This window comes from Bacillus sp. AFS041924, assembly GCF_002577195.1.
Lineage (GTDB): Bacteria > Bacillota > Bacilli > Bacillales > Bacillaceae_G > Gottfriedia.
Genome location: NZ_NULG01000094.1, coordinates 62,867 through 73,784 on the forward strand (window position 1 = coordinate 62,867; position 10,918 = coordinate 73,784).

At 31.3% G+C, this 10,918-nt stretch carries 11 protein-coding genes; all 11 read right to left on the reverse strand.

Going from position 1 to position 10,918, the window contains the following annotated elements:
• Window positions 1-19 precede the first annotated feature (19 nt).
• Entirely contained in the window at window positions 20-262 is a 243-nt protein-coding gene (locus COC46_RS16840) for a hypothetical protein (protein ID WP_098811075.1), read from the reverse strand.
• Between the two features lie 403 nt (window positions 263-665).
• On the reverse strand, window positions 666-1,346 hold the full coding sequence (locus COC46_RS16845) for a hypothetical protein (RefSeq protein ID WP_255294946.1): 681 nt from the start codon (window positions 1,344-1,346) through the stop codon (window positions 666-668).
• A 630-nt stretch (window positions 1,347-1,976) separates the two neighbouring features.
• Entirely contained in the window at window positions 1,977-2,177 is a 201-nt protein-coding gene (locus COC46_RS16855) for a cold-shock protein (protein WP_098811078.1), read from the reverse strand.
• Window positions 2,178-2,459: 282 nt separating this feature from the next.
• Window positions 2,460-3,806: a GntP family permease gene (locus COC46_RS16860; RefSeq protein ID WP_098811079.1), complete on the reverse strand. Its 1,347-nt coding sequence runs from the start codon at window positions 3,804-3,806 to the stop codon at window positions 2,460-2,462.
• 19 nt (window positions 3,807-3,825) lie between these two features.
• The gene (gene gntK / locus COC46_RS16865; RefSeq protein ID WP_098811080.1) at window positions 3,826-5,373 is read right to left on the reverse strand and encodes a gluconokinase; all 1,548 of its coding nucleotides are present in this window, start codon (window positions 5,371-5,373) and stop codon (window positions 3,826-3,828) included.
• Entirely contained in the window at window positions 5,370-6,098 is a 729-nt protein-coding gene (locus COC46_RS16870) for a GntR family transcriptional regulator (RefSeq protein WP_098811081.1), read from the reverse strand. Before COC46_RS16870 ends, gntK begins: the two co-directional genes overlap by 4 nt.
• A 400-nt stretch (window positions 6,099-6,498) precedes the next feature.
• Window positions 6,499-6,924 (reverse strand): SRPBCC family protein, encoded by a 426-nt coding sequence (locus tag COC46_RS16875; RefSeq protein WP_098811091.1) that lies wholly within the window; start codon window positions 6,922-6,924, stop codon window positions 6,499-6,501.
• Window positions 6,925-7,639: 715 nt separating this feature from the next.
• Window positions 7,640-7,981, reverse strand: coding sequence for a hypothetical protein (locus COC46_RS16880; RefSeq protein WP_098811082.1), 342 nt, complete (start codon window positions 7,979-7,981; stop codon window positions 7,640-7,642).
• Window positions 7,982-8,326: 345 nt separating this feature from the next.
• Window positions 8,327-9,382, reverse strand: coding sequence for an ABC transporter permease (locus COC46_RS16885; protein WP_098811083.1), 1,056 nt, complete (start codon window positions 9,380-9,382; stop codon window positions 8,327-8,329).
• A complete protein-coding gene (locus COC46_RS16890; RefSeq protein ID WP_098811084.1) occupies window positions 9,379-10,257 on the reverse strand; it encodes an ABC transporter permease subunit in 879 nt (292 codons plus the stop codon). The genes COC46_RS16885 and COC46_RS16890 overlap by 4 nt, the downstream gene beginning before the upstream one ends.
• Before the next feature lie 34 nt (window positions 10,258-10,291).
• Window positions 10,292-10,813, reverse strand: coding sequence for a hypothetical protein (locus tag COC46_RS16895; RefSeq protein WP_098811085.1), 522 nt, complete (start codon window positions 10,811-10,813; stop codon window positions 10,292-10,294).
• Window positions 10,814-10,918 lie beyond the last annotated feature (105 nt).

Consider the following 10,918-nt stretch of genomic DNA (forward strand, 5'->3'; position numbering starts at 1 on the left):
AAACGAGTTGGATTGAAAGTTAAGTGTTTTTTATTTTATCAACCTCACTAAGTAATGCTTCCAAATGTTTTAAAATTGTCCTAGCTATTTGAAGTTCTTTATTTTGTTCTAAGTGTTCTTTAGCAAATTTAGATAATTCATTATAATCGTGATGTGAACTTTGGTTATGATGATCATTGTTTTCTGCAAAGTTGAAAGCATTGCTAAGCTTAACACTTATTTCATTGTGTAGACTTTCCAGACTTTCAATCATTTCATTCATTAATGGTGCTCTCCAATTCTTTTCGTAAATTTAATACATAGTTAGTATGTACATATGATTCATTAAGAATGAATTGATAAATATTAATATTTGAAGCAAATATCGTTTAATCTATTTGGAATGTGAAAGCCAAGTAAAAAACGAAATTAAACAGATGTTACTCCAATATGAGTAGTAACTAATCTGTATAAAGAGAAAGGAAGTGGACATGTCCTAACCCATTATTTTAGTTCAATAAGTGTTTCTAAGGTTGTCAAATTAGACGGCCTCTTTTTAAGTTAAAAATCAACATTTTAATTAAAAGAGTCTAAATTAAAGAAAAAGAGATACCGAAAATATCATCAGTTTCTCTTTGCTTTTAATCAATTATTAAGTTGATAATTGATATATGTATGATTAATATTTACGCCCGATGCCTTTGAATAAACACATTCTCTTTATAATTTTTTAACATGCCTCTTTCTCTCAAATATTCCTTAAAGTACAGATTCGCTTCTTTTCGCTCATCATAAGGGTTCTTTGAAAGTACAAATCCTAATTTATCTTCCTTTTGAAGTTCAACACCTGACATATATAAATGAATTTTATGTTGGTGATAGATTTCTTTTAACGGCTCCATGAAATTAATCGCGAACGCAGATAGCATTTTCATTTCCGTATCGAATGTAAACCTTGTAACATAAGATAAATCTACGAATATTACCCCAATAAAGCCAGTATTGGAAATTTCGGCCCTTACTGTTTTTTCATTGTTTAAGTGTCCAATCTCACGAAGATATTCAATAAAATAACGAATACCTTCTTCTTTCTCGAATGGCTTTTTTGATAAAATTAGTCCAATTTTCTTTTCTGTACGTAAATATTCACATGTTATATATGCTGGAATGTTTTGTTTTTGAAACAATGAGCATGCCGCTTGTAGTAGACTGTTTAATACTTCTTGTATAATTAAAGGATGTTTTCTTGTGAAATAATATGTATTTTCTTGCAATTCTTCCGTATCAATGAAACTTGCTCCGATAAAGCCTGTATTGGATATAATAGGTGTTTTTGAATTCCTTTTAGTTGCTCCAGTTCTTTTCATCATGCAAGTTCCTTTCCATCTAAAATCTATTTAGTAGAACATTAGTTCGTATTTTATATTTTTATCATACACAATAAAATTTAAAATGTAAATCTCAAAAATGAAAAAAGGATACGAAAATTTTTCGTATCCTTGAAATTAGCTTTTTTGATCAACAGTTTAAGAAACTGTTTCTTCCTCAATGTCCACATAACAATCCATTGTATGTACTTCTTTATCTTCATCGTTTCCAAAGTAAATAGTGAAATTCATTGTCTAACACCCTTTCACAAAGGATATAATTTTAGTTTATATTCTATTTGATTATATTATTATTTCCAAGAAATAACAACACTTACATCTTATCTGAAAGAAGATGTTTAGATTAGTAGATAGTAATTTTAGTTATTTATTAATTTGTTAAGTTAAATTTTATAATCTTTCCTTTATATGAATAGTATGGTAAATGAAATTTTATTAAATAAAGAGATGGCATTATTAATTTTAAATGACCGTCTTTCTTAACTGAGCTCCAGATTCTTATTCTATTTTGAGTATGTTTTTTTATTTATGAGGCATAAAAAAGTCAGATTCTACTTAATAGAATCCGACTTTTTTCAACTAAGATTATTTTATCAATTAGTATGTTAATTATGCTTTTTTAACATTAGTTGCTTGCGGTCCGCGTTGTCCTTGTTCTACTTCAAATGTAACTGCTTGACCTTCATCTAATGATTTGAATCCTTCAGATTGAATCGCTGAAAAGTGAACAAATACATCATCACCATTTTCACGTTCAATGAATCCAAAGCCTTTTTCTGCATTAAACCATTTAACTTTACCATGTTCCATTTTTGTTACCTCCTTGTGCTCTTACACACTATGTAATATTCCAATTTTAACAATTTCGTTAATGATAATCAAATCACCCAATTTAAATCGACAACATTCGCTAAGTCATGGGCATTTCAACACAGGAAATTTTATTATCAACAACTTATTAAGATAAATTAAAGAGCAGTATACCTCGACTTTACTAATTAGAGGATGCTAAGTAATAAAGTGTGGATACTGCTCATTGTGCCTAACTAACCAGCAATAGATAAGTAATATCCATGTGGCTGAATTTTCTCATTATACGAATAAACTTAGTAATAGAATAAACACTAATCCACAAACCGAAATAATTGACTCTAGTAATGTCCAAGTTAAGAAAGTTTCTTTCATGCTTAATCCGAAATACTCTTTAAACATCCAGAATCCAGCATCATTAACGTGTGAAGCGATTAAACTTCCAGCTCCTGTTGCTAGAACGACTAAAGCTAAGTTAACGTCAGAATGACCTAACAAAGGAATCACTAAACCAGAAGTGGTTAAAGCTGCAACTGTTGCAGAACCTAAGGAAATTCGTAGGATAGCTGCAATGATCCAAGCAAGTAAGATCGGTGACATTGAAGTTCCTTTGAATAACTCGGCTACATAGTCACCTACACCACCATCAATTAACACTTGTTTGAAGGCACCACCGCCTCCAATGATTAATAGCATCATACCAATATGTGTAATAGCTGTTGTACAAGAATTCATAACTTCTTTAATTGGAATTTTTCTAGCTAATCCCATCGTATAGATTGCAACTAATAATGAAATTACCATTGCAGTACCAGCATTACCAATAAAGCGGATCGCTACTAGTAGGTTATTATCCTCAAATCCAATCGTTTTTTGAAGTAAATTAATAATTGTTGCAATTGACATTAAAATAACAGGAAGTAAAGCAGTGAATACACTAATTCCAAAACCAGGTGTTTCTTCTAATTTAAATGTTTTTTGTTCACCTAAAGAGGCAATATTCCCAGTTTTTGTGAAAGATGCAGGTACTAGCTTTTTAGCAAGCTTTGTAAATAAAGGACCAGCGATAATGACAGTTGGAATAGCAATAATAAAACCGTAAAGTAATACTTCACCAAGATTTGCACCGTATTCACCAGCGATTACAGTTGGACCTGGGTGTGGCGGTAAGAAACCGTGTGTTACAGATAAAGCAGCCGCCATTGGAATTCCAAGATATAAGATAGAAACTTTTAATTGTTTTGAAATTGCAAATACGATCGGAATTAATAATACTAATCCTACTTCGAAAAATAAAGCGACACCGATAATGAATGCAGCAAAAACAACTGCCCATTGGATGTTCTTTTCACCGAATTTGTTAACAAGAGTCATCGAAATACGTTGTGCGCCACCAGAATCGGCGATCAACTTACCTAGCATTGCACCAAGTCCAAAAATTAATGCTAAATGACCAAGTGTTCCGCCTAATCCTGCTTCTATAGTTGTCCCAATATTGTCTGGTTTCATTCCAAGTGCTAAAGCAACACCAAATGAAACAACGATTAATGAGATAAATGTGTTTAATCTTAATCCCATAATTAAAATAAGTAATGCTACAATTCCTATTGCTACTATAACCAATGGCATAGATAGTTCCCCCAGTAATTTATTTTGTTTGATTATTAATTAAACCTCTCTGGTAATTCGCAATTCGTGAATAATCTACTTCCAACACTCTCGATAGATTTATAAAGATTGGTAGTAATTGTCTGTATTCTCGAACAGCGTTTTCATTAGGTATATGTTTGTGCGTATTGCCTACCATTTCAGATACTACTTCGAATGATTCGATTTTGCCAGTTGCATAAAGACCTAAAATACAAGCACCTAGACAAGAACTTTCATAGCTTTCTGGAACGACTACTTCTAGGTCAAAAATATCAGACATCATTTGACGCCATACATCTGACCTTGCAAATCCACCAGTTGCTTGAATTTTAGTCACCGGCCCTTCCATACATTCAATTAACGCTAAATATACGGTGTATAAATTGTAAATAACCCCTTCAAGAGCTGAGCGAATCATATGTTCCTTCTTATGTGCCAACGTTAAGCCGAAGAATGAGCCGCGAACATCTGGATTCCATAATGGTGCACGTTCACCCGCTAGGTAAGGATGGAATATCAAGCCATCAGCACCAGGATTTACACCCTCAGCTATCTTTGTTAATACTTCATATGGATCAATGCCAAGTCTTTTAGCCGTTTCTACTTCTGAAGCTGCAAATTCATCACGGATCCAGCGGAAAACCATTCCACCATTGTTCACTGGCCCACCAATCACCCAATGTTCTTCCGTTAGTGCGTAGCAAAAAATTCGTCCTTTTTCATCTGTTTGCGGCTTGTCAATAATTGTGCGTATCGCCCCGCTTGTCCCAATTGTGACTGCAATCTCACCTTTTCGAATCGCATTCACACCAAGATTGGAAAGTACCCCGTCGCTTGCACCAATTACAAAGGGAGTTTGTGGATAAATCCCCATCTGTCTAGCTAAATTATGATCACAATTTGTAAAAATCTCTGTAGTAGGTACTAGCCTAGATAGTTGTTCAGGTATAATCCCTGCTATTTGTAAAGCTCCCTCATCCCAATTTAGTGTTTTTAGATTCATCATGCCCATGGCTGATGCAAGAGAATGATCTACTACGTATTGGTCAAAGAATTTTTTAAAAATATATTCTTTAATCCCAATATATTTTTTTGCTTTGAGAGCGATTTCTGGTTGTTCATTTACAATCCATGTAATCTTGCTTAAAGGTGACATCGGGTGAATAGGTGTCCCAGTTCGTTTGTATATTTGATGACCATTTAATTCATCTTTAATTTTATGCGTCCAGGCTTCACTACGATTATCTGCCCAAGTAATACATGGCGTTAACGGATGATCATTTTCATCCATAGCGATAATGCTATGCATCGCACTGCTAAAAGAAATAAATGAAATCTCTTTTTCAGTATGTTGCTTCATAATCTTCGAAATCGCTTGTACCACAGCCGTAAAGATCTCTTCTGGGTCTTGTTCGGCTGTCGAAATATCAGGTGTGTAGAGAGGGTAACCGATATTCTCTTGTTGGATAACTTCGCCTTTTCCACTAAATAAAACGGCTTTTGTGCTTGTCGTACCTATATCTACTCCTAACATATAATTGTTCATTTCTCTTTTTCTACTCCTTTAGAAAGCAATTGTTGAGATTTCCATAGATCTTCTACTTTTCCTTGAACATCATCAAAATTTTGATGTAATGATTGAATCATGAGATCTCTATTTTTCGTATCAATTGCGTCAATATATAATTGATGGTTTTCAACAATCCGTTGAAAGTCTTCGTAATTTTCCTTGAAACGTACTCTCATTGATAAAAGTATAAACGCTTCCATTACAGGTTTAGCATTATTCCAGATCATCATGATGTATGAATGGTTAATCGCACGAATAATCGTTTCGTGGAATAAAACATCTTGGAATGAAAACTCATCGGCATCTTTATATTTAATTGCGATTATCATCATCTCAAGAATTTTACTCAGTTCCATAACCAATTCTTTTGTGTCTAATTTTACCAATCGCTCAAAAACAAACGTTTCAATAAGTAATCGGACATCATAAATTTCTTCTATTTCTTTTTGAGTTAATCCAATTACAACTGCACCCATTCTCTCTAAACGAATAAGATTTTCAGACGCTAGCGTTTTTAATGCCTCTCGAACAGGAGAACGACTCACATTAAATTCGGCAGCTAATTTATTTTCTGATAAAGTGGTACCGCTTTCAATTAATCCTGAAATTATCTGCATTCTTAATTCATATGTTACACGATCACCAACTGAAGCTTTTGAAAGCCATTTTATCGGATAAAGATATTGTTTTGATTCTGACATTTGTTATCCCTCACTCACATACGAGTATACTTGTATACAAGTATTATAAAAATAAAATTTAAAAAATGCAAGCGCTTTATTTGTAATTTCAACACCCTTTAGAAAAATTGAATGACATGACCTAAAATTACAAGGAGATTTGTTAGTTAGTACGTCTTCATCATTCTCCTTCCTTATAACGATAAAAAAATTCAATTTGAAGAAAGCGTCGCTTGATGTGGTCACTTAAGAAATGAAAATAAAAAGAACATGAAAATAAAATCCTCAAGTTCTTTTTTGTAAGATTTATTTTATTATTTACAAAAAAAATTGGTTTCAATTCAAAAGTACTAGCATTCATAAATTGTAAAAAGATATAAAAAAGAGAATGATTTAAAATGATCATTCTCTTTTTATCTACTTATATATTTGTTTGTTCGGTATACTTTTTGAAATTGTCTAAAATTGCTTGCCAGCCTTGTTGTTGAAATTCAACAGGATTTGTTGATTCAGCATCGAAAGTTTCAATTACTTCTGTTTGGTTATCTTTTTCTCTAAATGTGATATTAACTTTTCTTCCATCACCGAGAGTATATGCAATTACTTGATATTTTTCTACTTGATCATAAATTCCGCCAAAGTCGAAACCGAAACTGCCATCCTTTGCTTCCATTCTTGAACGGAATTCTCCACCAACTCGCAAGTCATTCTCAGCTATTGGCGTATGCCAGTCGTCTGAAGCACTGTTCCATTTTTTTATATGTGTAGGTTCTGTCCAAAATTCCCATACTTTTTCGATTGATGCGTTAATAGTACTCTCAACTGTTACTTTTTTAGTTGTTTCCATTTCATTTCCCGCCTCTCTTACTTTCAAAATATTTTAGGATGACCACCACTTGTTGCTGACCATATTGTATACGATTTCAAAAAAAATTTTATCTATACATTTTTCATTTCACAATAAGCATCTCATCACTTACATTTATATCATTATTATTCCCTTAAGAACCCTTTTGAATAGTCATTGATAGCTAGTGAAGCTTTTTTAAAAGCTTTCCAAATTGCCTGGTCAAAAGTGATTTCCTATAGTACTTTTTCAAGTGCTGGAAACCAGTCTTCTCTATCTAAGCAGCTTGACCATTGCTGTTTCAAAATTGTTCTTACATCCATTTTCTACTCCTTCCAATTTAATCCCTACACTAAAATTAACCAATTGGTAAACATTCATTAGTAGGTATTGTAGATCTCATTTGGTTGTCATGCTACTTCGAAAATTCTTTCTCAAATTAATGTTTTCTTCCAGCATAAATTATTTAATTCCATTTCATATAAAAAAACCCTTTAATTATTTTTCTATACTGCCATTTACTTCAATATAAACAGCAGTTTCAATTAAAAAAATAAAAATAGCAATGTATGTTCAATGCTATTTTTTGTGCCATTTATACGAAATTCAATCTACTATTTTCATTGTGATTAGTGATTATTCTTTACTCTCTAAACGTATTCTTCTCTCTCAAAATGGAACTAGTTAAGCTCAACTTAGAGTTTTTCACTTCATGTTAATGAACCCCATCAATGATTTTTTTTGTCTTAGGATTCACATTTAACCAGGCAATACCTTCATTGCTTTCACCTAAATCTTTGTAGACATGAACCGTGAACGTACCATCTTTTTCAACAGTTGCTTCAAAATGTTGATCAGGAGTGATTGGTCCACGCGTTTTTTCGATATACTCTTTCGCTAATTGAAGCACAAGCACTTTATAAGTCTCTTTTTGTTTCTCTGTGTAATGAACGGGTGTATAAGGCTTTCGTTTAAATGACTTTTCTTCTTTCCCACAACCTGTAATGAAAAGAAAACAAGCAAAAAGCAGGAGTCCGATTGCTTTGAAACGTCTCATTTTTTCACCTCAGTCAAATTTTTTTATAATTTAACGTTCATTTCTTAAATTAATTACTAAGTTAGCTTAAAAATTTGCTTTTATTTCATTATTTTTGAATCAATGTAATGTTAATAAAAATGGCGATTAGCTATTTGACATTGTTTTTAAATATTTAGTAAAAATTATTTTTACAATTGACAATTTGTCTCTTTTTTGTAAGAAGTTTATTCCATCATAACAATATTTCTTCTTAAAATACCTAAGTAATATATCCTATTTACTTATAAAACTAATTACTATAACAAAGACAAATATAAAAAAACCTTTGTCCTAAATTGAGAACAAAGGCTCATACTATTCATTTCATCTAGTGATTAGTTCACCACTCGATTGAGGTATTTCCTTTTTGATCTTATTTATGTCTTCGAGTTTTTCCTTATTCACAAAATCAAAATCACTTAACCCAGTATATAAACTTTCGTTTTCTATATTTCGATTCTTTTTAGCACTACTTTGATTATCCATTATTCGTTCAATACCTAATTTAATCAAATTAAATGCAAATATCGAAACAATAAAAGCTATACTAGGTCCAATAATTACCCATTCATCTATCGATAACTCAATATAATTTGCTCCGATCATCGCGGACCATTCGTTTGCTTTTGACATTGGTCGGTCTATTCCGATGTCTAATGATAGAACTTTAACTCCACCAATAAATAATTTGAAAACACCTAATTGGGTTAGTAAAAATAAAGTTTGTATAGTCTGTTGTACGAATAATAAAAGAACTCGGCTTCGTAAATATGGAATTACATGTTTACGTCGTATCCAGCCATTTCGAGCACCAATTACTCTAGAACTAGTTATAAAATCATTTTTCAAAAAGTCTCTAACCTCTTCACCAATCGAATTCATTAGTACTGGTATAGATATGATAATTAATAATGATAATTGAATTGCAATTGTTTTTTCTTTAGCTGATTCTGGGACATTATTTAATAACACAAAAAATGGAAAAATGATGATAACTGCTGGGACAAAGCGAAATGCATTCACAATCGGCTCAATCATTTTTAATAATTTTCCATTCATAAACCCAAAATATGTCCCTAATAAACCGCCGAATATGACCCTCATAAGCCCTACTACGATTGCTATGGAAAGTGTGTATTTAGCACCATCAATTACCATCCAAAAAACATCTCTTCCAAATCGGTCTACACCAAAAAGATAGTTAAAACTTGGAGGATATCCATACGTATCGATTAATCTACCTTCTTCATTGTATAACAAAGAAGGTGCAGGTTTTATAGTATCCTTTATAAAGTAAGTATAAATAAAACTAAAGGTGATTAAGCCAAGTATGATAAAGCTTCCTATTATGATTGGTAAATACTTTTTAGTTTTAGTCATACAACCAGTTCCCCCTTCATTTTATTTACAATTTGTTTAAAAATAATATCTAATAAAAAGAAAGGGATAAATAGTAAAACTAACGCCATAAAAAAGATTTCAGGTGAACTAGTATTATTAAATAAGAATGAAAAATAGCCTTTCATGTTGAAGAATTTCTCTACAATTAATAGATTTGAAATCATCATCCAAAATATCAATTTACTATTACTTAACAACGTAATCGTAACATTCCTTAATATATGACGAATAATAATCCAAGAATTTGATAGTCCCTTTGCCTTTGCATATTCAACATAGTCTTTAATTTTTTCTTCTTGTATTGCTAGAAATAACATTTGAAATAATTGAACTGTAGGAATAATCGATACGAGAATAATCGGTAATGCGTATGCTTTCGACTCTAAACCATTTACTGGATCAACAATTTTAACTCCCGTTTTATTAAAGATCCATAAAAAGAATATTTGTAAACCGCATATCATAACAACATCTGGTATAGATTGTAAGAAAAATAGTAAACTATTCATTATTTTTCTAAATGACTTTGGTCCTATATTTACGATATAAGAAATAAATAACGCTACGATGATTGATAGTAAAAAAGCAGAAAAAAGTATCGTAAAGGAATATATATAAGGTTCTAAAAATACGGATGAAAAAGGTACATATTGAACCTCTTTTAAATAAACTTCTAAATGATCAAAGTAAAAAAAACTCCAAAAAAAGATTTGTAATTGGTTCCAAAACTCAGTTAACCGCTCTCCTTTTGGTAAAAATAAAGTAAATGAAGTAGCCGTAATTAATGCAATTCCAAAAATAGTTAAACAAAATTGAAGAAGATATTTAGAAATTAGTTTACTAGTTTGTATCATGTTTTTTACACAATCTTGCTATTCTAATTGTGTATTATTTCCCCTCCTTTTCTTGCTTTAGCTTTTCTTTGCTATATATGATATAACCTTGACTACTCAATTTTCCAAATTTCCAAAACGTCCCATATTGCTTAATGTACATATACTTTTTGTTATTCTTTTTCCCTACTGTATAACCAACTGCATTCGATCTGATGTTTTCACCATATTTACCAAATTTTTCTTGAACATTTCTTGGTTGCTCATCAGGTTTAAAAATTACGAATCCTGTTAAATTTTTATCTCTTAAGTCTAAAGCAATTTTCTTATTAACAGTTCCTTTTTCATCTGTTTTAATTGTAGTTTTATAGATTATCTTTTTAGTATCATCATTTTGAAAAATAATGTTAAGTTTAGCATCTTTTGGAAGTGATGATTCCACTTTAATTCCAATACTTTTTGGATCAAAACTTCCATTTGCTTTTATAGCCAAATTTTGTGGAGGCTTTTTAATCGTACATGCTGATAGTGCGAAAGTTGCCAATGTTAGTAAACAAATGATCTTAAATTTTTTCATCAGTTCTTAAAAAACTCCCTTCTTAAGCCATAAAATTTATTATCAATTTTATTTATAATTGTTAAAATTTTTAACCAAATTCAATTAATTTTATCAAAATAATGA

Bases quoted from the DNA above. Each gene is read 5' to 3' on its own strand.
- gntK (WP_098811080.1), bottom strand. From the start codon at position 5,373: ATGAACAATTATATGTTAGGAGTAGATATAGGTACGACAAGCACAAAA.
- COC46_RS16870 (WP_098811081.1), bottom strand. From the start codon at position 6,098: ATGTCAGAATCAAAACAATATCTTTATCCGATAAAATGGCTTTCAAAA.
- COC46_RS16895 (WP_098811085.1), bottom strand. From the start codon at position 10,813: ATGAAAAAATTTAAGATCATTTGTTTACTAACATTGGCAACTTTCGCA.
- COC46_RS16845 (WP_255294946.1), bottom strand. From the start codon at position 1,346: ATGAAAAGAACTGGAGCAACTAAAAGGAATTCAAAAACACCTATTATA.
- COC46_RS16855 (WP_098811078.1), bottom strand. From the start codon at position 2,177: ATGGAACATGGTAAAGTTAAATGGTTTAATGCAGAAAAAGGCTTTGGA.
- COC46_RS16885 (WP_098811083.1), bottom strand. From the start codon at position 9,382: ATGACTAAAACTAAAAAGTATTTACCAATCATAATAGGAAGCTTTATC.
- COC46_RS16880 (WP_098811082.1), bottom strand. From the start codon at position 7,981: ATGAGACGTTTCAAAGCAATCGGACTCCTGCTTTTTGCTTGTTTTCTT.
- COC46_RS16860 (WP_098811079.1), bottom strand. From the start codon at position 3,806: ATGCCATTGGTTATAGTAGCAATAGGAATTGTAGCATTACTTATTTTA.
- COC46_RS16890 (WP_098811084.1), bottom strand. From the start codon at position 10,257: ATGATACAAACTAGTAAACTAATTTCTAAATATCTTCTTCAATTTTGT.
- COC46_RS16840 (WP_098811075.1), bottom strand. From the start codon at position 262: ATGAATGAAATGATTGAAAGTCTGGAAAGTCTACACAATGAAATAAGT.
- COC46_RS16875 (WP_098811091.1), bottom strand. From the start codon at position 6,924: ATGGAAACAACTAAAAAAGTAACAGTTGAGAGTACTATTAACGCATCA.